Annotated in this window: 19 protein-coding genes and 1 pseudogene; 10 read left to right on the top strand and 10 right to left on the bottom strand. The window is 64.7% G+C overall.

The features are described from left to right. Nucleotides 1–11: 11 nt before the first annotated feature. The 7 genes from HNP55_RS08085 (at nucleotide 12) to HNP55_RS08055 (ending at nucleotide 8,857) form a co-directional block, all read left to right on the top strand. Nucleotides 12–1,391: a hypothetical protein gene (locus tag HNP55_RS08085; protein ID WP_184298063.1), complete on the top strand. Its 1,380-nt coding sequence runs from the start codon at nucleotides 12–14 to the stop codon at nucleotides 1,389–1,391. Between the two features lie 206 nt (nucleotides 1,392–1,597). After that, a complete protein-coding gene (locus tag HNP55_RS08080) occupies nucleotides 1,598–4,102 on the top strand; it encodes a hypothetical protein (RefSeq protein ID WP_184298061.1) in 2,505 nt (834 codons plus the stop codon). A 2-nt stretch (nucleotides 4,103–4,104) separates the two neighbouring features. Then, nucleotides 4,105–5,541, top strand: coding sequence for a hypothetical protein (locus tag HNP55_RS08075; RefSeq protein WP_184298059.1), 1,437 nt, complete (start codon nucleotides 4,105–4,107; stop codon nucleotides 5,539–5,541). Nucleotides 5,542–5,604: 63 nt separating this feature from the next. Further along, complete coding sequence (locus tag HNP55_RS08070) at nucleotides 5,605–7,668, top strand: UvrD-helicase domain-containing protein (RefSeq protein WP_184298057.1); 2,064 nt, start codon at nucleotides 5,605–5,607, stop codon at nucleotides 7,666–7,668. Nucleotides 7,669–7,725: 57 nt separating this feature from the next. Then, nucleotides 7,726–7,950 (top strand): addiction module protein, encoded by a 225-nt coding sequence (locus HNP55_RS08065; RefSeq protein ID WP_184298055.1) that lies wholly within the window; start codon nucleotides 7,726–7,728, stop codon nucleotides 7,948–7,950. Further along, nucleotides 7,947–8,240 (top strand): type II toxin-antitoxin system RelE/ParE family toxin, encoded by a 294-nt coding sequence (locus tag HNP55_RS08060; RefSeq protein WP_184298053.1) that lies wholly within the window; start codon nucleotides 7,947–7,949, stop codon nucleotides 8,238–8,240. Before HNP55_RS08065 ends, HNP55_RS08060 begins: the two co-directional genes overlap by 4 nt. Before the next feature lie 179 nt (nucleotides 8,241–8,419). Then, on the top strand, nucleotides 8,420–8,857 hold the full coding sequence (locus tag HNP55_RS08055; protein ID WP_184298051.1) for an SRPBCC family protein: 438 nt from the start codon (nucleotides 8,420–8,422) through the stop codon (nucleotides 8,855–8,857). Between the two features lie 152 nt (nucleotides 8,858–9,009). Here HNP55_RS08055 and tnpC read toward each other — a convergent pair whose 3' ends face one another. Together tnpC and HNP55_RS08045 are read right to left on the bottom strand one after the other, a co-directional pair. After that, a complete protein-coding gene (gene tnpC, locus HNP55_RS08050) occupies nucleotides 9,010–10,470 on the bottom strand; it encodes an IS66 family transposase (protein ID WP_184298049.1) in 1,461 nt (486 codons plus the stop codon). A gap of 291 nt (nucleotides 10,471–10,761) precedes the next feature. After that, nucleotides 10,762–11,313, bottom strand: coding sequence for a hypothetical protein (locus HNP55_RS08045; protein WP_184298047.1), 552 nt, complete (start codon nucleotides 11,311–11,313; stop codon nucleotides 10,762–10,764). A gap of 631 nt (nucleotides 11,314–11,944) precedes the next feature. Here HNP55_RS08045 and HNP55_RS08040 point away from each other — a divergent pair. Next, entirely contained in the window at nucleotides 11,945–13,438 is a 1,494-nt protein-coding gene (locus HNP55_RS08040; RefSeq protein WP_221439511.1) for a caspase domain-containing protein, read from the top strand. Nucleotides 13,439–13,469: 31 nt separating this feature from the next. Here the strand turns inward: HNP55_RS08040 and HNP55_RS24205 are convergent. Next, nucleotides 13,470–13,634: pseudogene (locus tag HNP55_RS24205) on the bottom strand (IS481 family transposase); the annotation flags it as partial. Between the two features lie 217 nt (nucleotides 13,635–13,851). Here HNP55_RS24205 and HNP55_RS08035 point away from each other — a divergent pair. Beyond that, complete coding sequence (locus HNP55_RS08035) at nucleotides 13,852–14,196, top strand: YciI family protein (protein WP_184298044.1); 345 nt, start codon at nucleotides 13,852–13,854, stop codon at nucleotides 14,194–14,196. On the opposite strand, the gene HNP55_RS08030 is transcribed toward HNP55_RS08035, so the two are convergent. From HNP55_RS08030 to HNP55_RS08015, 4 genes are all read right to left on the bottom strand, one after another. Continuing rightward, on the bottom strand, nucleotides 14,193–14,414 hold the full coding sequence (locus HNP55_RS08030) for a hypothetical protein (RefSeq protein ID WP_184298042.1): 222 nt from the start codon (nucleotides 14,412–14,414) through the stop codon (nucleotides 14,193–14,195). The genes HNP55_RS08035 and HNP55_RS08030 overlap by 4 nt on opposite strands. 28 nt (nucleotides 14,415–14,442) lie before the next feature. Next, a complete protein-coding gene (locus HNP55_RS08025; RefSeq protein ID WP_184298040.1) occupies nucleotides 14,443–15,348 on the bottom strand; it encodes an SPFH domain-containing protein in 906 nt (301 codons plus the stop codon). A gap of 97 nt (nucleotides 15,349–15,445) precedes the next feature. Then, nucleotides 15,446–17,773 carry an alkaline phosphatase D family protein gene (locus tag HNP55_RS08020; protein WP_246448287.1) on the bottom strand — a complete coding sequence of 776 codons (2,328 nt, stop codon included), beginning with the start codon at nucleotides 17,771–17,773 and terminating at the stop codon, nucleotides 15,446–15,448. Between the two features lie 36 nt (nucleotides 17,774–17,809). Then, entirely contained in the window at nucleotides 17,810–19,294 is a 1,485-nt protein-coding gene (locus tag HNP55_RS08015) for an OmpP1/FadL family transporter (RefSeq protein ID WP_184298038.1), read from the bottom strand. A gap of 260 nt (nucleotides 19,295–19,554) precedes the next feature. Here HNP55_RS08015 and HNP55_RS08010 point away from each other — a divergent pair, with 260 nt between their 5' ends. Next, the gene (locus HNP55_RS08010; RefSeq protein ID WP_184298036.1) at nucleotides 19,555–20,235 is read left to right on the top strand and encodes a lysoplasmalogenase; all 681 of its coding nucleotides are present in this window, start codon (nucleotides 19,555–19,557) and stop codon (nucleotides 20,233–20,235) included. Here the strand turns inward: HNP55_RS08010 and HNP55_RS08005 are convergent, their stop codons facing one another. From HNP55_RS08005 to HNP55_RS07995, 3 genes are all read right to left on the bottom strand, one after another. Further along, nucleotides 20,236–21,072, bottom strand: a complete 837-nt coding sequence (locus HNP55_RS08005; protein WP_184298035.1) for a LytR/AlgR family response regulator transcription factor — start codon at nucleotides 21,070–21,072, stop codon at nucleotides 20,236–20,238. 86 nt (nucleotides 21,073–21,158) lie between these two features. Further along, a complete protein-coding gene (locus HNP55_RS08000) occupies nucleotides 21,159–21,566 on the bottom strand; it encodes a hypothetical protein (protein WP_184298033.1) in 408 nt (135 codons plus the stop codon). Beyond that, nucleotides 21,563–22,978, bottom strand: coding sequence for a histidine kinase (locus HNP55_RS07995; protein WP_184298031.1), 1,416 nt, complete (start codon nucleotides 22,976–22,978; stop codon nucleotides 21,563–21,565). The genes HNP55_RS08000 and HNP55_RS07995 overlap by 4 nt, the downstream gene beginning before the upstream one ends. Nucleotides 22,979–22,995: the final 17 nt, after the last annotated feature.

Below are 22,995 nucleotides of genomic sequence, written 5' to 3'. Positions count from 1 at the left end.
GTCCTATGCGCATGCCAGAACTCGCCCTCCCGCCTCCCGCCGCCACAGCCCTGCTGAGCGAGGGCACGGCCTTGGGCGTCTGGCGTTTGCGCGCTGCCCTGCAAGGTGTTGGCAGCGAGCCCGGCACCCCCGCGGGCCAGGCGGTGCAGGCCGCCCAGTGGTACGAGGCCAGGCATGTGCTGGCGGCCGACCAATTCGGCGCCGTGCTGGTGCTGCCGCGCAGCGAGCGCGCGATGGGCGCGATCCTGCGTTTCGGCGATCTGGCCGCCGATTTCGAAGCCTTCCAGCATCCCGCGCTCTGCATGCCTACCGACAGCGGGGTCACGGCCCAGGGCCATCCCTATCTGATCTTTGAGGGCGTGGCCGGCCAGCCCTTGCTGCGGGCCGCCGCCGCCCTGGCTTTGCGTGAGCGCCTGAGCCTGGTGCTGCAGCTGTGCGAGGCCCTGGGCTCCGCCCACCGCCAGGGCTGGCAATGGGCGGAGATCGATCCCGCCATGCTCTGGCTGGGGCGGGACCGCAAGCTCAAGCTGATGGCGCTGGGCTTGCTGCGCATGCCCGACCCCATCAGCCCCCTGGAGCATGTGATGGGCTTAAGCTCGGCGCCGGGCTATGCCAGCCCCGAGATCGAGGCGGGCGAGTCGCCCAGCCTGCGCAGCGAGGTGTTCGGGGTCGGCGTGCTGCTGCGGGCCCTGGTCGAAGGCTGTGCCCAGTCGCCCAGCCGGCCGGAGGCGGCACCCAGCTTGCAGGAGCTGTCGCCCGCGGCCTCCTGGGCGGCCCTCAACACCGCGCAGCGCTTCAGCCTGGACGCGCTGATCCACAAGGCGGTGGCGCCGCAGGCCGAGCGCCGTTACTCCAGCGTCGAGGCCCTGGCCCAGGACCTGCGAGCCTGGCTGGCGGGGGAGAGCATGTCGGCCCTGCGCCTGCAGCCCATGCCCGAGCCGCAAGGTCGCTTGATGACGCCGCGCGCCGCCAGGCAGTGGTCGGGCGGCAGCGCGCATTGGGGCGGACGCGCCGTGGCGGCCAGCGTGCTGCTCTGCGGGCTGATGCTGCTGGGCTTGTGGCTGGAGCGCGATGTCTTGCGCGGCCTGTGGGTCAAGCTGGGTGCGGGCGAGGCCTCGGCCCGGGTGCAGACGCGGCCGGCCGCGCCGATCCAGGCGGAGCCGCGGCAGCCCAGGCAAATAGGCCATGACGAAGACCTGCCCCAGCTGCTGCCCAGCCTGGCGGCCTTGCCCGCTCCGGCTGCTTCCGGCCTGTCCAAGCCCCAGCCCCCGCCCTACAGGCCCAAGCCCAGGCCGCCTCTGCCCGCGGCGGTGAGCGAGCCGCAGCAACAGGCCCGCGCCGAGCCGCTTGAGCCGGTGAACGGCAATGCTGCCGACGAGCAAGGGCTCTGAGCCCGCGCACAGGCCCGGAAGGGGCTTGTGGCTGGCGAAGGCCAGGCCGCGATACAAGCGGCATGGCTGAGCGTTTGCCTGCCTGCCTGCCTGCCTGCCCGCCCATCCCGTCCGGCCGAAAACCGGCCGGGTTTTCCCCGCGGCCCGGTCTTGTGCGCTGGCTATGATGCCTCGCCAGCATGACGATTCTTGAACGACGCCCAGCCATGAATAGCCCAGCCCAGACCCAGGCGGCCCGCCGGCGTTTTGCCCTCGTGCCGGGGCTGCTGGCCCTGTGCTGTGCCGCTGCCGGCCTGGGCCTGGCGGCCCACCATCCCTTGTCGAGCTGGGGCGCCGTGCTGGCCTGGCTGGCCCTGGCCGCCCTGGCGGCGCGCTTCTGGCTGCAAGCACCGCTGATCTTGCTGGGCTTTTTGCCCCTGCTGGGCCTGGCGCCCTGGAGCGGCTGGATCAGCTTCGAGGAAATGGATCTGCTCGCCCTGGCCGTGGCGGCGGGCGGCTATCTGGCCTGGGGCCTGCATCCGCTGAGCCGGCGCAAACACCTGGCCGTCAGCCGCCGTGGCCTCCTGCTGACGCCGGGCCTGGGCCTGCTGCTCCTGCTCTGGGCCGGCGCCATGCTGCTGGCCTTGCAGCGCGGCTTTGCCGATGCGGGCGGCTTTGCCTTTGGCTGGTTCCAGGGCTATCAGGAGCCGATGAATAGCTGGCGCGTGCTGAAGAGCTTTTTCCTGGCCTTGCTGCTCTTGCCGCTGTGGCTGGAGGCGGCGGCACGCGAGCCGCGGCGCCTCAGCCAAAGCCTGCAATGGGGCATGGTGCTGGCGCTGCTGGGCATCGGCCTGGCGGCCTTGTGGGAGCGCCTGGCCTTCCCGGGCCTGCTGAACTTCTCCAGCGACTACCGCACGACGGCCTTGTTCTGGGAGATGCATGTGGGCGGCGCCGCGCTGGACGCCAGCCTGGCGATGACGGCGCCTTTCGCCTTGCTGGCCCTGCTGCGCGCACGCCGGGCCTGGCAGTTCCTGGCGCTGATGGGCTTGGGGCTCATGGCGGCCTATGTGGCCATGAGCACCTTCTCGCGCATCGTCTACCTGGCCTTGCCGCTGAGCTTTGCCCTGCTGCTGGGCCTGCGGGCCAGGCAGGCGCGGATGCCGGGTCACAGCCAAGTCTCGGCGCCCCTGGCGTCCGAGCAGCGCCTAGGTCTGGCCTTGTGGGGTCTGGGCTTCTTGGGCGCGGCGGTGCTGGTGTTTGTGGGCGGGGGCTATCGGGGCTTGGCCGCTTTGATGGGTGCGGCCTTGCTCTCTTTGGGTCTTCCGCCCGCTTTGTGGCAGCAGCTGCCTGCGCAGCGACGCATGATTTGGCTGCTGGCGCTGGCGGCTGCGGGCTTGTTGCTTGGCTTGGGCGCCTTCTTGGCCCAGGTCGTGCCGAAGTCGGCCTATGTTTTGTATGCACTGGTCTTGCTGCTGAATCTGGCTCTGCTGGTTTGGCACAGTCAGCGGCCGCCTTTCTTGGACACCTTGGGCGCCACCTTGGTGCTTGGGGCCTGGATGTGCTTGCTGGGCTGTGTGGTGGTGGTGGCGGGGTACTGGGGCGGGTGGGTGGCCGGGGCCATGGCGGGCGTGGCGGTGCTGACCCTGGCCTTGCTTTTTTTGGTGATGTTGCAAAGGCCCTCGCTTTGGCCTTGGACCTCGCAAGACCGCAATAGCTGGCGCCGCCGTGGCCTCACCCTGACCGCCTTGCTGATAGGCGCGGCCGGCGTGGCGGCGCTGGACGGCGGCAACTATCTGCTGCACCGGGTCGGCAATAGCCAGGCTGATTCCCAGTTCCGCATGCAGCACTGGCGCCAGAGCCTGGGCCTGCTCGGCAGCGCCGAAGATCAGTTGCTGGGCAAGGGGGCGGGGCGCTTTCTGGCCCAGCAATACTTCAGCGGCCTGAATGATTCGCATGTCGGCGACTACCGGCTGCGCCAGGAGGAGGGCCGCAACTATCTGCGCCTCAGCGCCGGCCAGCACATGCTGGGCAGCGGTGAGATGTTCCGCATCTGGCAGCGGGTGGACATGCCGCAGGGCGCGGTCAGCCTGCAGCTGCGCCTGCGCACGAGCCAGACGCTGCAGCTGCATATCGAGTTATGCGAGCGCCATCTGATCTACCCCGACAACTGCCTGGTGCAGCAGCGCGAAATACCGGCCGGCGCGGACTGGCAGCCCCTGCAGCTGGAGCTGGGCAATGCGCCGCTGAAGAGCGGGCCGGCCTATGCCCCGCGCATGGTCGCTTTCGCCCTGGCCGTGGCCACGCCCCTGGGCCAGCTGGACATTGCCGAGCTGGGCCTTCGCGACGGCCAGGGCCGCTCCCTGCTCGCCAATGGCGACTTCAGCCAGCAGATGGCGCATTGGTTCTTCTCCAGCGACCGCTTCCACATGGCCTGGCATGCCAAGAACCTGGCCGTACACCTGCTGTTCGAGCAGGGCTGGTTGGGCCTGGGCTTGTTCGGCATTGCGCTGACGCTGGCGCTGTGGAACCTGAGCTTGGGGGCCGGGCGCCAACACCCCTTGGCCCCGGCCCTGGCCGCCGCCCTGCTGGGCCTGCTGGTGGTGGGCGCGGCCGATAGCTTGCTGGACGCGCCACGGGTCGGCCTGATGTTCTATACCTTGCTGCTGTTTGCCCTGTGCCTGCAGGCCGGGCCCGAGCGTGAAGCAAGCTCCCCCCAGTCCAAAGAAGCCTGACGATGAGATTGAAGACCTGGCTGCTCTACCCCTTGCTGGGCCTGCTCCTGCTGGCCGGCCTGCTGCTGTGGGGCGCGCTGGCGGTGCTGCACACCACGCCCAGCCGCGCCCTGGCCGAGCTGGACCGGCGCAGCCCGCAGGAGCTGATCCGTTATGCCGACGCAGCCCTGCTGGAGCACGAGGAATTGCATGCCCTCTTGCGCCCCCTGCTGCTGCTGGCCCAGCGCCGGGTGGAGCGGCCCACCGGCAGCATCCCCTTGCCGAATCTGGGCAAGGGCCATCGCTGGGTCGAGGCCACGCCGGGCTTGCCGGACGAACGCCCGCCCGCCACCCTGCCGGTCAAGACCGCGGCCGAGCTGCGCCAGGCCTTGCTGCAGGCCCGGGCCGGCGATGTGATCGAGCTGGCGCCGGGCCGCTACCGCTTTGAGCAAGGCCTCAAGCTGGGCGGGCCGGGCTCGGGCCTGGCGCCCATCCGCGTGCGCGCCGCCCAGCCGAAGGCGACGCAGATCGAGATGAACACCGCCGAGGGCTTTCTGGTCGACCAGCCCTACTGGGTGTTCGAGGACCTGCGGGTGCGCGGCGTCTGCGCCAGCGACCGCGATTGCGAGCACGCCTTCCACATCGTGGCCGGGGCCGATTTCTTCGAGCTGCGCAATAGCTGGCTGGAGAACTTCAACGCCCATCTCAAGATCAACGGGGTCGACGGCCGCTGGCCCGACCACGGCCTGATCAGCCGCAACACGCTGAGCAATGAGCACCCGCGCCAGACCGCCCGCTCGGTCACGCCGGTGGACCTGGTGGGCGCCAATTTCTGGCGCATCAGCGACAACCTGGTGCGCAACTTCGTCAAGGGCGAGGGCGACAAAGTGTCCTACGGCATCTTCGTCAAGGGCGGCGGCGAGGGCGCCAAGATCGAGCGCAATCTGGTGGTCTGCTCGCCCAACGAGATCTCGCGGCCCGGCGTGCGGGTGGGCATCTCCTTCGGCGGCGGGGGCAGCGACCCGGGCTTCTGCCGGGACAAGGGCTGCGAGCGCTACGAGCACAGCGCCGGCCTGGCCGCCAACAATATCGTCGCCCATTGCAATGATGTGGGCCTGGATGTGAACCACGCCCGCCACATCCTGCTGGCCCACAACACCTTGGTCAACACGGCCGGCATGGGTTTGCGCGGCGAGGGCAGCCAGGCCCAGCTCTACGGCAATCTCTACGAGGGCAAGCTGCTGATCAAGAACGACGGCAAGGCCAGGGCCGAGATGGAGCAGCCCATGAAGGCGGCCGAGGTGTTCGGCTCGGCCGACAACTTCCGCATGGACTGGCGGGTGGCGCCGGAGCGCATCCCCTCGCTGCCCGCCGTGCCGCTGGACTTCTGCGGCCGCAAGCGCCCCTCGGGCACTTACCCGGGCGCCCAGGAAGCGATGGCGGCTTGCACCGACAATTGAGCGGTCCCGTTCTTCCTTCCTTCTTTCTTTCCCCAGCCGCTCTTGCCTGCCTGATCCGACGCCATGTCCGAAGCCGTGAATACCCTGAACCCCGCCCAAATGGAGGCCGTGCACCATCTGAACGGGCCCTGCCTGGTGATTGCCGGCGCGGGCTCGGGCAAGACGCGGGTCATCACCCAGAAGATCGCCCGCCTGCTGCAGGCTGGCTACGCCTCCAAGCAGATCGCGGCCATCACCTTCACCAACAAGGCCTCGCAGGAGATGCGCGAGCGCGCCAAGCATCTGATCGGCGCGCGCGCGGCCAAGGATCTGGTCATCTCCACCTTCCATTCCTTGGGCGTGCGCATCCTGCGCCAGGAGGGCACGCGGGTGGGGCTGAAGGAGCAGTTCTCCATTCTCGACAGCGACGATGTCTTGGGCCTGCTGCGCGATGCCGGCGGTACGGTGGACGCCAACCAAGCCCGCTCCTGGCAATGGACCATCTCGCTGTGGAAGAACCAGGGCCTGACGGCCAAGCAAGCCTTGCTGGCCGCCAAGGACGATCACGAACGCTCCGCCGCCCTGGTGATGGAGCGTTACCAGGACCGCTTGGCCGCCTATCAGGCGGTGGACTTCGACGACCTGATCAGCCTGCCCCTGCGCCTCTTGACCGAAGACGCCGAGGCGCGCGGCCGGTGGCAGGACCAATTGCGTTATGTGCTGGTGGACGAGTACCAGGACACCAATGCCGTGCAGTACGACCTGCTCAAGCAGCTGGTGGGCAAGCGCGGCATGTTCACGGCCGTGGGCGACGACGACCAAAGCATCTACGGCTGGCGCGGCGCCACGATCGAGAACCTGAAGCGCCTGCCGCTGGACTACCCCAATCTGAAGGTGATCCCGCTGGAGCAGAACTACCGCTCCACCGGTGCCATCTTGCGCGCCGCCAACAACGTCATCGCCATCAACCCCAAGCTGTTCCAGAAAAAGCTCTGGAGCGATTTCGGCGACGGCGATCCGGTGCAGCTGATCGAGGCCGACGGCGAGGAGCACGAGGCCGAGCGCGCCGTCAGCCGCATCCAGGCCTTGATGGCCGAGGGCAAGGCCCGCGAGTTCAAGCAGTTCGCCATCCTCTACCGCGCCAACCACCAGGCGCGCATCTTCGAGCAGGCCTTGCGCCGGGCCGAGATCCCCTACAAGGTCAGCGGCGGCCAGAGCTTTTTCGACAAGAGCGAGATCAAGGACCTCTGCGCCTGGCTGCGCTTGCTGGTCAATCAGGACGATGACCCGGCCTTTCTGCGCGCCATCACGACCCCGAAGCGCGGCATCGGCCATCAAACGCTGGGCAGCTTGAGCCAGTTCGCCGGCCGCTGGAAGTGCAGCATGTTCGAGTCCCTGTTCGCCGAAAGCCTGGCCGCGCATATGAGCACCCGCGCCCTGGGCTCGCTGCACGAGTTCGGCCGCTTCATCACCGATCTGGAGTTCAAGGCCAAGCACACCAGCGGCGCCAAGGAAGCCAAGGCCATGATGTTGGAATGGCTCAAAGACATCGCCTACGAGCAGCACCTCTACGACAACGAAGAGAACGAGAAGGTTGCCGCCGCGCGCTGGAACAATGTGCTGGACTTCGTCGACTGGGTGGCCAAGCGCTGCGGCGGCGAGCTGAGCCAGGACGGCGGCGCCACCTTCGAGAGCGAGAAGCAGACCGTGCTGCAGGTGGCGCAAACCATCAGCGTCATCCTCTCCATGGCCGAGCGCGGCGACGAGCAGGACCAGGTCACGCTGACTACCTTGCATGCCTCCAAAGGCCTGGAGTGGCCCCATGTCTTCCTGGCCAGCGTCAACGAAGGGCTCTTGCCCTTCAAGGCCGACGACGAAGAGATGACCGCCCAGCGCCTGGAGGAAGAGCGCCGCCTGATGTATGTGGGCATCACCCGTGCACGTACCACATTAGCCGTGAGCACCCTGCGCCGCCGCAAAAAGAGCCGCGAGCTGGTGATGGGCGTGCCCAGCCGCTTCATCACCGAGATGCGCTTGAACGAGGGCGACAGCAAGGAAGACCCGCGCGAAAAGCTCAAGCGATTGCGGGAGACCTTTGCGGCCAAGGGCGCTTTGAGCTCGGCGGCGCAGCAGGCGGAGCGGAAGTAGCTGGGTTGGCTGGGGGAAGTTGTGGCAAGCTACTGCGTCTGATGATGGAGTGCAGGTATGGGAACCCCAATCGAAGTCCTTGAAGCCCAACTTCTGCAACTGCCGAAGGCGGACCGTATTCGTGTGCTGGATCGCGTGGTCGCCAGCCTGGATGCAGAGGCGGCACGCGACGCCGCTTGGGATGCAGTGGCTGCAGGCAGGGATGCTGAGGCGAGGCAAGATCCGTCGGTGCTGCTCGCACTCGATGAGGTGCTGGCGGGGCTACGCGCGGAAGTGCCGTGAGCCGGACAATCCACCGCCTCGCTGCGGAGGATCTTGCACAAGCCCTTCGCTTCTACAAGACGGAGGCGGGCGCCGGGCTGGCACGGCGCTTTCTGGCTGAGTTTGAACGCGTTGTGAAGTTGTTGGAGCAGTACCCAGGTTTGGGAACGCCCACGAACGAGGGGCGGCAGGCTCATCCGCTGACCGATTTCCCCTACTCCATCCTCTACAAGGCGGAAGGCGGAGAGATTCGCATCCTTGTTGTGCGGCATCAGAACCGAGATCCTGAGTACGGCGCAGGCCGCCAATAGGCATGGGTTCCGGGTGCCCGCGAGAAGCCTGTGCAGCCAAGGGAACGGCGGCGCAGCAGGCGGAGAAAAAGTAAGCCGGGCGTCAGGGCGCCCAAGCACCCTCCGTCGATCAACCAAACAGGGCTTGTTGGAACCTTGCGGCGGCCTCGGCAGCGCGGCGGTGCGACGGCTTTACTTCCATGCTTATCGAAGAACGTATCCGCATTGCAGTTCCGCCCTCGCTCATTGAGCAGATCTGGAGCGAGGTCGACCGCTGGCATCTCTGGGACCCGGACACAAAGCAGGCCTCGCTTGAGGGGCCGTTCGCCGTCGGGTCAAAAGGGCGTATCACTCCGCGCAAAGGCATGGGCGTGCCGATGCTCATCACCGAGCGCAGCGAGGGCCGCTCCTTCACCGTGGAGGGCCATATCCCGCTGTTCAGGATGCACTTCGAGCACACCGTTGCCGCAGTGCCTGGCGGCTCGGAAGTCGTCCACCGCCTGCAGTTCAGCGGCGCGCTCGCCTTTCTCTTCGGCCCGGGTGTCGCCAAGCAGGTGCGCGAGGGCCTGCCCCACACCATGCGCTCGCTGAAGGCCTATGCGGAGCAGCGGCAAGCGTCGACGGCTGCCGCAGCTTGAGGCTGGCGCCGTAGGCGTTCCTGCCTTCATTCCGTCAAGCGGGCCAGCCAAACTCAGGCTGAGTGGCGTGTACATATTCACGGGGTAGTCCACCCTGCCCAACAGCAGGACAGAGGACACAAGCAATCCCGATGAGGCGGAGCGTCGCCGGCCTACCCTGAAGGTGCAAGGACCGCTCCAGGCGGCAACAAACTCGGGGCGGTGGTCTTGTTGATCCAGGCCACCACGGCTTGATGCATATAGTCCCACAGGTCTCGGCCCTGGCGGCGACAGGTCTCGTAGACGCTGAAGCCATGGGCGAGGAACTCATCGCCGCGCCGGGATCGGGTCGGGCCGGAGATCTTGCGCTTGAGTACCAGGGCACGTAGCGCCTGCTCGGCCGCGTTATTGGTGGGCGGCACGGCGGGGTTGTCGATAAACGTCCACAGTGCCGGCCACAGCGTGAGCAGATTGGCACAGGTGTTGGCCGTGCGCGTGCATTGGGTCAGGCCGCTGCCTTGCACCAGCAAGCGTTTGATGCGCCGGCGCAGCGGATCAAACTGCGCGGCCGTCTTGCCCAGCGTGTGCCAGCGAAACAGCACGAACCCCGCCCCCAGCAGGCCGCGCCCGATTTGTCCGGCCAGGCCGTCGCGCTGGGCGATGCGGGTGAAGTCGCGCAGCAAATGTGCCCAGCAGACTTGGCGCTTGTGGACATTCACATAGTCGTAGACCGCATAGCGATCCGACACCAAGATGCCGGTGAACGACTCACCCACCAGGCTGGTGGCCACATAGCGCGCCCGTGAAGGCAGCAGGCTGTAGCACACCGCCTCGGGCGTGAGTACGGCCCACGCCCAGTTGCCCGCGCCCTCGCGCGGGTAGCGCGTCTCGTCCATGTGTTTGACAGGCGCTTGGCGCACATACTGGCCGATCTGCGCGGCCGGGGCTTTGAGCGTTTGCGCCATCTTGCCGTGCGCCTGCGAGATGGCGCCGACACAGAAGTCCACCCCCAAAACCCGGGCCAGCAGGTCGCGAATCTTGTTCTGCGTGAGGTGGTAGTGCGTCCCCAGCGTGCCCACCAGCGCCAGGGCTCGCGGGCCGATCTGACCACTGGGCACGCCCGCAGGCAGCGCCGCCCTGTGCGCCTTGCCGCAGCCCGTGCAACGTCCGGCATAACGGCGGTATTCATGCACCTGCGCCTTGACGGGCGGCACATCGAACACCTGGTGGCGAATGGGCTCCTCGGCCACCACGGTGACCGGTGCGCCGCAGTCGCAGAGCTCGGCCGGTGCGCAGTCGATGATCTGGTCAACCTCCGCTTCATCCAGCATGGCCCGGGCGCTGCCCTTGTGGCCCAGCTGCGCCCCACGCTTGCGGCCACTGGCGCGGCGCTGAGCCCGGTTGGGACTGGCCGGGCCGTCCGATGAGGGTGGCTTGGAGGAGTTCTTGGAGTCCAGCTTGAGCCGCTCTTGCAGGGCCGCCAGTGCCTGCGCTTGTGAGGCCAGTTGCAGCCGCAAGCCCTCCACCTCCAGGGCCAGCAGCGCGATCACCGCATGGCATTGCGCCAGCGTGTCCGGCTTGGCGGGCGTGCTCGCATCGATGACCTGTCCGTCAACTTGGGGTACACCTTGCATGGCGGTGAGTGCCACAAAAGAATCAAGGGCTTACAAGTCAATTCGCAAGGTAATTCTCGGTTGACGCGTCAGGTGGTGGGCATGCCGTGCATGCGGGCGAAGCGGATGGGGCTGCGCCTGTTCGGGGGCGTGTGAACGACCCCGTGAATACGTACGAGTGGCGTGGCCTGTGGCCAGCCCTGACGGATTCCACCTGACCTGCAACCTCAGCGGATGCTTGGCGGCACCGCTGAGTTCAGTCTTTGGGCGAGCGATTCCTGCTGCAAGGGCCAAGGATGCTCGGTAGCCTAACTAACTCTGCTGACGGCCTTCATTTTCAACCCCTGTAGCCTTTTGCTTTGCACCGAGAATTGTTTGCCAGAAGAAGCCACACTGGAAACATAGCGTAATGGTGGCTATCTTCAATTTCGCGTCATCCATCTGAGCGGCCAGCGCACCATAGGTAATCATTGAAATGAAGAAGGGGTATGCGAACTCCCATGCATCGAACTCAAGCTTAGGCTTGTCGAATGGCTTGCCATCATTCGAAAGGCGTTCAATCTTTGCTCGGCGCAGTTCAATGGCTTGAGTGAAATAGCGGGCCACCATGCCCAGCAACATCAATCCAAAGGATAAAGACTCCCTCCATGGACTCAAGTCGTACCAAGCTACAGCACCAACCTCTTCTCCAAGTGTGTGAGGTCCATATTCAAAGTATGCAAAAAATAGGCCAGGTACCAGCAACAGCAGAACTATGATTAATCGAGCGACAGGTGCCCACCTACGTCGCTGGACGACCCATAAAACACTTGTAGCGATAACTCCTGCAATGGAGTAGCCAAGCCAAGCTTCTGATTGCATCATCAGCCCCTGCAATTATCGATGAGCATCCACTATAGTTGAGAAAAAAGAAAATTTATTGATCAAGGGTTTTCCCTCGCGACTTCTATCAGGTTTGCTGGTGCAAAAATGCAACGTCAACCAAAAACGGTGGAATCGATCCAATTAAGCTCCAATTGCAAATTGGAAGACAAGAAGGGCCTGTCAACAATATTTTTTTCAAAAATGTTCTATTTTCTGACTGGTAACCTATCTCAACTCAGTCTGAAAAATTCACCCTTTGGGCTGCCATTAGGTGACATCGCCTTCCGTGATTCTCGTCACTACCGACGTCGCACTACGTACTAGCCGTGTGGTTGACTCATCAATAGTGCATATTTTGAGACCTCTCTCTGCGCACTATTTTTTCATAAATCTTCGCGAGGTGGATTCGATGCGACATAAAAAATTATTTAGCACTATCGCTATTGTATTAATTTTTTTCCTGGCGAGCATCTCCTGCTCAGGCCCAGTCTTGGCATCAGAATGCCTTTCCGTTAAAAGGATATTATTTACCGATGGTTCCCTCGCGTGCGCCAGTGAATATAGGGAGTTATCAGTGGCCTCTGAGCGCGGAGATAAGTGGCTGCCCGCGCATGGGCTATACACCATATCCATGTCCGTATCAAAAAACAGTGAAATATGCCCTCCCGCTGTGGGCGTAGGAATAAACATCAGCTCGGGCATTGATTATTACTCAAACGCCAGAGATGAAGTGGCCAATGCCGGCTGCCGGCAGCAACTTCTCAGATCGGCAATCCCCAATTCGTGTACTTGCGCAATCGTAATAAAGGATGGGAATGCAAGAATCTCCAAAAGCCTATTTGAAAATAATTTGGCTTCGTGGAGCGAAAGCTTCCTCGGTGGCAAAGTCAAAAAAATAACAGTCGCCCCAACAATTTCGGTAGAGAAAGTCGACGTATTGGCAGGCGTCAGTACATCGACTCAATTCAGAGATGGACTTAATTCAAATATCAAATCAGTCACCCCTGCTGCAACCCTATTGCCTGCCAGTCCTCCGTCGGTAACAGGGGCAAACGGGGAATCGCCTCACGCCAAAACCGTGCAAGTTCCTTCGCCCACTATAGACCTTATCTTTGAAGAGGAGGTGCCTGCGGATTTGCTAACGGCAGCCGGACTTAAGCTCAATGGGTGGGATATTACGGTCGATCAAGCCAAGTCCTCACGACGGGAGCTTATTGTCTTGGGGGCGCCTTCAATAATAAAATCTGGAGTAGCGATAATTGAAAGCGCGAAAGAAAAATATTTATATTGGAGAGAAGATCAAAGGCTTAAAACTTTTTCTCAGCCATATAAATCAAGTGCTGCAATTTTGGTTGCAATAGACGATTATGATCGCACCAAGGATAAATTGAATCGTGGAAAAACTGGATTCATTCAGTTGAAAAGAATGAGGCAGCGCTCTGGGGAGTTGCGCACAGCTTTGATTGAATTAGGTTTTTCCCCCGCGAATATTTCAGAGTTGTACGACCAAGATGCAACTTCTGAGGCTATTGAGGCCGAATTGAAAAAATTCTGGAAAGGTGGCGCAAGTAGTGGGGTCGAGCGCCTATTTTTTTATTTCGGTGGGCACGGCATTACTTCGGAAGGGCTGGGCGTGTTAGTCACTTACGATTTTGATAAAAACAGGCCAACGCAAACAGGATTTTTAATGCGCGACCTCTCTACGCGGCAAACAGATGCAGTTACAGCAAAGCACATGCTTGTAGCGATTGACGCATGCGCCTCGGGATTAGTGCTGCAAGGACATCTTGGGGCGCAGGCGGCACCGTCCTTGAGTTTCGAAACATTAAGCACCATTCGAAATGACACAACCGGTAGGGCCCGAAATTTCCTTGTTGCGGGGACAGAAGATCAGCCGGCAATATACAATGATGGCGGCATATTCACGTCGGCCCTAATAAAAGGTCTCTCTGGAGACGCTGACTACAACCATGACGGAGTAATAAAATTTTCGGAACTTGCCCAGTTTGTTCGTGATTCAGTAGCCATAGAAGCCTCACGACAAGGCGCTATCCAACAAGTAGGGGAGTACACTCTGAATGCAACTGGCAATGGGAAAATACTCTTCATTCGGGGTGCAAAATAGATGCATAGACGCCAAGGCGTGCGATCCGACCCTAGCTGTCCAGCCCCAGGTGATTGTGAACCCGTTTTCGGAACAACTCCGGTGAGCGTGCTCTCCACTGTTTGAGTGCTTGAATTGGCGTCTGATGATCGAGCGCCCGCTGAGGAATTCGATGGTTATAGGTGCGCACGTAGGTGAGCAACGTCACGACGAGTTCCACGGGGCAGGGTCACCACGGGGCAGGATCAGGTCTTCCATTTCCCCTCCCACAGAGTAAGCGGCTTGAGGGTTAGGCCCCCATCCAACAGCCCCTTCAAAGGCGCTACCGGCTTGGACGGAAGCTGGGATTGGTGGGTCTAGGTTCCCCACTGATGCCGCATCGGGCGATTCGCCGAGAATGGGGCGCAAGCTCGCTTGATGTCAGGTGTTCGCCAATGAACCACTACCTCATCTCCTTCCCCAGTTCGGCCATGAGCCACATCGCGGCCGAGGATCTGCCCTCGGTCGGCGATGCCGCCCGCGCCGTGATTCGCGAGGCCAAGACGGCGGGTGTGTATGTGTTCGGTGGCGGCATAGCCGAAACCGTCCCGCCAGTCTTGGTGAGCGGCGAGGGCAGGGCGACACCTGGAAGCTACCCCGAGACGAGCCGCTTGAATGGCGGCTTTTGCGTGCTCAAGATTGCCTCTCGCGAAGAGGCCGAACACTGGGCCGCGAGGATTGCTGCGGCCTGCCAGTGCTCGCAGGAGTTGCGGGAGTTCATGTTCGACCCGGAGTCCTAACTGCTTTCCTCATCGCCGCCCGCCGCCTGCCTCGGCGGCCTGCCGCGCGGGCTGCGGTTCACCGCCGGCTTGATGCCGCGCCGGGCCAGGGCGTCGCGCAGCAGGTATTCGATCTGGGCATTGGCCGAGCGCAGCTCTTGCGCGGCCATGCGTTCGATCTCGGCCCAGAGCGCGGGGTCCAGGCGCAGGGCGAAGCTTTTCTTGTCGGGGCTGGCCATGGGCTCAGAGCAGGTGACGGAAGGGTTTTCAGTTGTACAGCGTGCCCGTGTTGACGATGGGCTGCGTTTCCTTGTCGGAGCACAGCACCACCAGCAGATTGGAGACCATGGCGGCTTTGCGTTCGTCGTCCAGCTCGACGATGGCGCGCTCGCTCAGGCCTTTGAGGGCTTCTTCCACCATGCTGACCGCGCCCAAGACGATTTTTTTGCGGGCGCTGATGATGGCCTCGGCCTGCTGGCGGCGCAGCATCACCTGGGCGATCTCGGCGGCGTAGGCCAGGTGGGTGATCTTGGCGTCTTGCACCTGCACGCCGGCATCGCCCAGGCGCTCTTGCAACTGCTTGATCAGGGCGGCGGCGACCTCGTCCTGACCCGCACGCAAGGTGGTTTCCTTGGCATGCACTTCATCGCCTTCGTCGTAGGCAAATTGCGCGGCCAGGTGGCGGATGGCGGCCTCGGCCTGGATGCGCACATAGGCTTCGTAGTCGTCCACCTCGAAGACGGCGCGGGCCGTGTCCTGCACGCGCCAGACCACGGCGGCGCTGATCTCCACCGGGTTGCCGCGTTTGTCGTTGACCTTCAGGATGGGCGCGTTCAAATTGCGCGAGCGCAGCGAGAGTCTGCGCTTGATCATCAAGGGGTTGGCCCAGCGCAGGCCTTCGCTGCGGTCGCTGCCGCAGTAGCGGCCAAACAGGGTCAGGATGCGTGCCTCGTTGGGCTGTTGCATATAGAGGCCCAGCAATGTGATCGAGCCCGCAAGCAATAAGGCCAGGCCGGCCAGCAGCGGGGCCGTGCCTCCGGATGCCGGGCTGAGGCTGCTGATCAGCGCCGCAACACCCAAAGCAAAACTGCCCAGACCCAGGGCGACGGCGATGTAGCCGTTGTGGGTGCGGGCAGCTTTTTCGACTCGCAATTCTTGTTGAGCAGCAGACATGACGTCCTCCATTAAGGTGATATCACTTTAATGTCAGGACATCGTTTGTCAAGCGCTTGGGGTGGGGCGTAGCGCGCCACCCCAAGGCGTCGTTCCATCAACCGATATTCACCTCCACCTTGCCCACCGGCACCCGCAGCTGGGTGACGGAGGCGACGGGTGTCGTGGGGGCTACACCGGCGTTGAGCTTGGCGACCTTGCGGAACTCGCACAGCAGCTCGGTCTTGCTGAGGCTGACCACGGCGAAGCCTTGGGCGTCGCAGTCGGCCAGGCGCAGCCAGGGGTTGTTGACCGCGGGCGGCACACCGGTCGTGCTGTTGGCGAAGGGGTTGAGGCGTTTGACGATCTCGCCCGCCGGCACGAAGTTGGCCGGGATGCCCAGCGCCGTGGCCAGCTTCTGGCGGATCAGGCCGTACAAGGTCATGGCCGCCGCCGATTTGGAAGCACCGGCCAGCGCGGCGATGGTGTTTGCGATCACGCCGCCCATATTGCCCGCCAGGGTTTCGTCGAAGGTGTTGATGGCGGCCGTGCTCAGGCCGGCCGTGGCCCGCACCGCCGCGGCCGGGATGATGCCGGCGCTAATCGCCCCGCCCACCGCGGCCTGCACGGCGGCGGTATTGCTGAGGTCGGTGACGCCCGCGCCCAGGGCGATGGCGGCCGACAGCATCTGGATGGCAATGCCTTCGGCACCGGCTTCGCTGGTCTGCACCAGGGGCTGCACCGGGGCAAAAGCGGGCTGGCTGGCCGCACCCTGGAAGTAGCTGTAGAAGGAGTTGCTGGAGATGCCGGCCGTCACCAGGTCCACCATCACCGGCGTGGGCGTGGCGGCCTTGTAGTCGTCCATCACCACGCCGGCGAAGAAGGCGTGGATATCGCCCGTTACGGCCACCACATTGCTGATCTTGTTGCTGGCCAGATGCTTCATCAGCAGCTTGCGCTCGGCGTCATAACCGTCCCATTGGTCGGCATTGAGGATGAAGCGGGTCTTGAAGGCGGCCGGGGCGGTGGGCAGCTTGGCGCCGTCCACGCTCATCTTCAGCAGCGAGGTCTCATTGCCCCAGATCTTCCACAGGGCGGTGGAGCCCTTCATCGTGTCCATCCACCACTGGCGCTGGCTAGTGCCCAGCACGCTGACCAGGGTGTAGGGATCGGGCAGGCCTTTGGCGGTGGCGCCGGCGATCTTCTGCGCCTCCACATCGGCCAAGCTGGCCTCGGGCACCATATAGCGCGCGCCGATGGAGCCCAGGGGCTGGCCGGTCAGGGGGCTGGGGGCGGCCTCGGGGATCAGGTGGTCGGCGCGGTAGAGGCGCTCGTCCGTCATCACCAGATGCATCAGGCGGCCGAACTTGAGGTCGCGGTAGATGCGGATATTGCTGATGCCCAGGCCGGCGTCCAGGCTGAAGGAGACATCGGCCGGCATGAATTCGAACCAGGCCTGGCTGGCGCCGCGGCGGCGGCTGGGCTGGGCGGTGTTGTCGCCGCCGGTCGTGGCGTTGTAGCTGCCGTTGTCATAGGTCTCGCGGTCTTGCCAGCAGTCGTCGGAGAACTCGTGGTCGTCCCAGATGGCGACAAAGGCAAAGCGCTCGTGCAGGGCTTGCAGGCGCGGGTCGCTGCGGTAGCGCTTGTAGAGGTAACGGTAATCCTCCAGGGTGCTGGCGTACTTGCCGCCGCCCTCCAGCGCGCCGCCGGCGGGCAGAGTCAGGGCCGTGTGGCTGGCTTCCACCGCACCGGCCTGGTAGCTGGCGCCGACGGCCTCGTAGATGTAGTCGCCCAGGTGGACGATGAAGTCCAGGTTCTCCTGCGCCAGCGCCGTCATGCCGGCCCAGTGGTTGACGCTCCAGTCCTGGCAGGTCATGTAGGCGAACTTGAGGCTGTCGATGTCGGCATCGGCCGCCGGCGCGGTCTTGAAGCGGCCGAGCTTGGAGCGGCTGTCGCCCGCGGTGAATTGGTAGTAGTAGACCGTGGCGGGCTTGAGGCCGCTGATGCGGTGGCGCAGGCTGTTGTCGTAGAAGGCGTAGACGGGCACCTCGACCTCGGCCTCCAGCGTGCCGCTCAGGGTGGCGTTGCTGCCCAGCGCGGCGCTGTTGTCCGCGCTGCTGATGCGCAGCTTGACCTTGAAGTTAGCGGGCGTGGCGCTGGTGGTCACATCGTCGGCGGCGGCCGGCACGATGCGGGCCCACAGCAGGGCGCCGTCGGGCTTGGGGTCGCCCGAGGCCACGCTTTGCGGGAATTTGTAGGCGCCGCTGGCGGCCGGGGTGTCGGGCAGGGGCGTGCTGCTGCCGGGGAAGGTGTCGGGCAGCGGCAGGATGGTGGGGCCGTCGGCGCCACCGCCGCCGCAGCCGCTGAGGCCTGAGAGGACTGAGCTGGCGGTGATCAGGGCACCGGCTTGCAGCGCCGAGTGGCGCAGGAATTGACGTCTATCCATGATGGGTGTGATCTCTTGATTTGAGCCGTCAGCGACTCAGAATTTGTGGTTCAGCTGCAGGCCCACGCTGGTGGCTGAGCTGCTGTAGTTGCCGCGCACGGTGGCGTAGGAGCAGTTGCAGGGGGTGATGCCTTCGGCGTCATCGATCGCCTGCATGGGGGCGTCGCGCAGCTTCACATAGCCCAGGGCCAGGTCCACGCTGGTGTTGGCCGTTAGCTGGTAGTTGGCGCCGAGGGCGTACCAGCTGCGGTCGGAGTCGGGCAGGGCCGGGCTGCGCCACTGGGCCGAGACGGGCGATTTGTCATGCGAGAGGCCGGCGCGCAGCAGCAGCTCCGGTGTGGCACGCCAGCTGGCGCCCAGCGACAGGCGCCAGACATCGCGCCAATGCTCGGCCGTGATGGAGGGGGCGGTCGTGTTGTCGAACTCGATGCGCAGCTGCTGCAGCGTGGACTGGCGGGTCCAGGTGGCATCGGCCATCAGGGCGAAGCGGCTGTTGAGCTGATGGAAGGCCTGCAGCGAGACCGAGTCGGGCGTCTTCACGGACACGCTGGCGCCGGAGTCGTTGTGATCCAGCTTGCCATGGCCGTCATACGGCGCGCCGGTGACGGCGGCCAGCACCGCGGGCGGCAGATTGGCGGGCTGGGTCCAGTCCGCCGTGCCCTTGAGCTTGTGCGAGATGCCCGAGCGCCAGGCCAGGCCCAGGCGGGTGGCTTCGTTCACCTCCCACAGCAGGGCCAGATTGGCGCCCAGGGCCCAGTCCTTGCCGTGGATGGCCACATTGCCGTCGAAGGCCGCGTTGCCGAAGACTTGGCCCGCCTGCTGCTGCAGCTGCTGGGCCAGGCCCGGTGCGCCACCGGTGGCGGCCTGCTGCGCCGCGGCCAGCAGGCCGGCCGCGTAGGCCGAGCCATAGGGCACGGCGCGCGACAGATCACCCTGCATGTATTCGGCCGTCAGGCCAAAGGCCAGCGAAACCTGGCGGCTGGGCTTCCAGGCGATATTGGGGTTGAGTGCAAAGGCCTTCAGCTCCACCGAGTTGAGGTTGTAGCGGCCGCCCCAGCCCTGGGCGTAGTCCAGCTTGGCGCCGGAGGGCACGAACAGGCCCAGGCCATAGGCCAGCTCATCCGAAGCCTGGTAGCTCAGATAGGCATGCGGCACGACGGTGGCCTTGGTGGGGGTTTGCTGGTCGCCGACCGCGGAGATGGGCCGGGGCTGGAAGCCCGAGCCCGGCAGGCTGATGATCGAGCCGGCATCGCTGAAGCGCACCGTGGGGTTCACATAGTCCAGCACGCCGGAGAACTGCCAGCCTTTCAGGCGGGTGATGGCGGCGGGGTTGGCAAACAGGGTGCTGGCGTCGGCACCCTCGGCGCCATTGGCATTGGCCGTGCCTTCGGCGGCGGCGCTCTGGGTGCCGAAGCGGTAGCCGGAGGCCTGGGCGCTGGCGGCGGCCAGGCTCAGGCTGGCGCACAGCAGGAGCAGGGGGAAGGCGGGGTGCCGGCGGCGCGTAGGACTGGGGCGGGGCATGGGGAGTCTCCTGTTGTCGCTCTCATTCGAGGTCAGCATGCCTCTCTTGGGGCAGGGCGTGCTGCTTAGCCGCCCATTCTGAGAGCGCGCGCAAAAAAGCCTCTGCGGGTATGAACCGAGCCGCGTCGCCGCGCTGCGACGTTTTGCGCGTTTTTAGAGTGGGCGCTCCAAAGCGGCGCGCGGGCACATAGTCTGGTCACAATGATGCGCCCCGGCCCGCCGCCGACGCTCACCTCACCTCACCACCAATAAGCCCTGCCATGCCGACGATGCGACTGCCCCTGCTGCTGCTCCTGCTGATCCCCGCGGCCGCGGTCGCCATCGCCGGGGCCTTGTGGGGGCAGACGGCCTTGCTGTTTGTGTTCAAGCCGCTGAGCACCTTGCTAATCATCTATTTCGCGATGCCGCGGGGTCAGGTCTTGCCAGTGGAAGCGCAGACCCGGCCCTGGATCTTGCGCGGCCTCTGGTTCTCGCTGGGCGGCGATGTGGCTTTGCTGTGGCCCGAGCAGGGCTTCATCTTCGGCCTGCTGTCTTTTTTGTGCGCCCACCTCTGCTACCTCTGGGCCTTCACTCGGGTGCGGCGTCTGGGTGATTGGCTATGGCCTTTCGGCGTCTACGCCTTGTTCGCGGCGGCGGTGCTGAGCCAGCTCTGGCCCGGTGTGCCGGCCGAGCTGCGCGGCCCGGTGATCGTCTACGTCCTGTGCCTGACGGCCATGGGCGCGCAGGCGGCGGTGCTGGGCTGGCGGGCGCGCGGCACGCCGGAGGGCGGCCGCGGCGCGCTGCTGGCGCTGGGCGGCTTTTTGTTCGTGCTGTCGGACACCTGCCTGGCCATCAATAAATTTGCCGGGCCGCTGCCGCTGGCCAGCTTGTGGGTGCTGAGCCTGTACTGGACGGCCCAGGTCTGCATCGCGGGCTGGTTGAGCCCCAAGCGGGGCGCCTGATCACATGCCCTTGAACAGGTGGGTGTAGCTGCGGCTGACTTCCAGCTTCTCGCTCAAGCCCTTGACGCCCACCAGCTGGCGGCCGCGTTCGTCGCGGGTGATGCCATCGATGGCGCGGGCGTTGACCAGGGTGGAGCGGTGGATCTGCCAGAACAGGGCCGGGTCCAGCTCGTCCACCAGTTCCTTGATGGGCTTGCGGATCAGGGCCTCGACGCGGGCGGTCTGCACCCGGGTGTATTTTTCGTCGCTGATGAAGAAGAGCACGTCTTCCACCGGAATCATCTGCAGCACGCTGCCCACGGTGGCCTGGATCCACTGCAGATAGCTGGGTGCGGCGCCGGGGTTGAGCTGGGCCGAGAGCTTGTGCAGCAGTTGCTGCAGCGGGGCCGTGCTGCCGCCTTGCTCCACCTCGTCGCCCTGCTTGAGCGCCAGACGCTTTTTGATGCGGCCGACGGTCAGCAGCAGGCGCTCGCGTTCGGCGGGCTTGAGCACATAGTCGGCCACGCCTTGCTCGAAGGCCTCGACGGCGTACTGGTCGTAGGCGGTGATGAAGACGATCTCCGGCACCAGCCAGTCGTCATCCTCAGGTAACTGGGCAATTTGACGGGCGGCATCGACGCCGGTGAGGCCGGGCATGCGGATGTCCAGGAACACCAGGTCGGGGCGGTGCTGGCGCACCAGCTCGACCGCCTCGATGCCGTTCTTGGCCTCGGCGATGATGTCTAGCTCGGGCCAGACCTCGGTCAGCCGGCTGCGCAACTGCTCGCGCATCAGGCGCTCGTCATCGGCCAGGATGGCCCGTACGGGTTTGGTGCTAGCGGACGAAGACGCGCTCATGGTGTGCAGACTGGTTTCGACAGGCGGCAGTGTAGATTCGTTCTGCATGACCTTCCCCTCCGCCTTGGCGGGTAGTTCTACCGGGTTTATCTTCTGCTCGCACGCGGTGAGCGCAAGAGCAGCCACAAGACCAGCACGATCAGCCAGATGGGCGAGAACACCAGCGCGCCCAGGCTGACGGCGCCCAGGGCCAGGCCGCCCAAGACCAGCAGCAGGATCAGCAAGGGCAGGCCCACGCTCAGCAGCAGGACCAGGGGGACGACGACACAGGCGATCACCGCGACGACCAGGCCCGCCAGCAGCAAGCTCCCGAGCCCCGGGCCTTCGAAGTCCTGCAGCCCGCTCAGGTCCACGTCCTCGCCATTGATGCTGAGCGTGAAGCCGGGGTCGGCGGCGAAGTCGCCGAAGTGATGCCAGAGGCTGCCGCCGGCCATCACCGTGAGGGCCAGCATCAGCAGGCCCAGCAAGAGCAAACGTCGGAAGATCAGTCTCATGCTTGTGCTCCTTCATGGACGCGGCTGCGGTAGGGCACGGTGATGGTCACCACACAGCCCGAGGGTTGGTTCTCGGCCACCGTCACCGAGGCCTTGGGGCCGTAGAGCAGGCCCAGGCGCTCGCGGATATTGGCCAGGCCCACGCCGGTGCCGCCGGTGGCGGCGCGGCCAAAGCCCAGGCCGGTGTCGGCCACGCTGACGGCCAGCTTGCCGTGCAGGATCTCGGCCCTGACTTTCAGCGTGCCGCCCTCGGCCTTGGGCTCCAGGCCATGCTTGATGGCGTTCTCAACCAGGCTCTGGATCATCATGGGCGGGAACTCCGCGGATTGCAGGCCCTCGGGCACGTCGATCTCGGTCTGCAGGCGCTCTTCCATGCGCACCTTGAGGATTTCCAGATAGGGCTTGATGACGGCCAGCTCGCGGCCCAGATCGCGCACGCCGCTGGCATTGGCCTCGCGCATGGTGGGCATGGAGGCGCGCAAGAGGGCGATCAGGTTCTTCTGCATCTGCGAGGCGCGCGGCGGGTCGGTCTCGATCAAATGGTCGATGGAGGCCAGGGTGTTGAACAGAAAGTGCGGCTCCACCTGGGCCTGCATGGCGGCCATGCGGGCCTCCACCACCTGGCGCTTGAGCGACTCGGCCTCGGCCGTTTCGGTGGCCTGGGCGGCCTTGACCTCGGCCTGGATGCGGCCCTTGTAGGTGATCTTGATGACGGCCGAGGCCAGCACCAGCAGCACGGCGAGATTGGGCAGGAAGTCACCCAGGCGAACCACCGTCGTGCGCTTGCGGGCGCTGCGGGTGGCCTCGCGCACGGCGTCCTTGGCGTCCTGGGAGGCCTGCTCGGCGGCCTCGCGGGCGTCCTTTACCGATTCCTCGATGGATTGCTGGGCCTCCTCGATGGCCTGACGGATTTTTTCCGTGTCGGCGTCCTTGGGCAGGCCCACGGTGATGGAGGGCAGGCTGGGGTCGAGCTCCATTTCGCCCGGAGCGCTGGCCGCACTCGCCGGCATGGAGGCGGCGCTGGCGGCCTGACTCGCACTCAGCGGCTTGCGCGGCGTGATGCGCACGCCCTTGTCGTCGATGCTGATCTCGTAGTGGATGGGTTTGTCCAGCGAGATATGGGGTTTGCCGCTTTGCTTCGGCGATTTGGGCGCCATCGGGGCCGGCGGCTCGGGCGGGCTGACCGGCTCGTCGAACAAGACTTGCTCGTTGATGCGCCAGGTGAAGGGGGGCAGGTCTTGCAGGATATTGGCCGCGAAGATCAGGGCCAGGGACAAGATGACAAAACGCCGCCAGCTGATGCTGACCAGCCAGCTGGCATAGACATGAAAGCCCTGCACGACGGCGGCCGAGAAAGCCTGCCAGCGTTCGTAGGGGCTGGTCGCCTTGTGGTTTGTCGTTGTCGCGTTCATCGGCTGGACCTGTTTGC

This window comes from Roseateles oligotrophus (assembly GCF_014204525.1).
GTDB classification, from domain to species: domain Bacteria; phylum Pseudomonadota; class Gammaproteobacteria; order Burkholderiales; family Burkholderiaceae_C; genus Paucibacter_A; species Paucibacter_A oligotrophus_A.
This window is presented reverse-complemented; position numbering and strand designations above follow the sequence as displayed.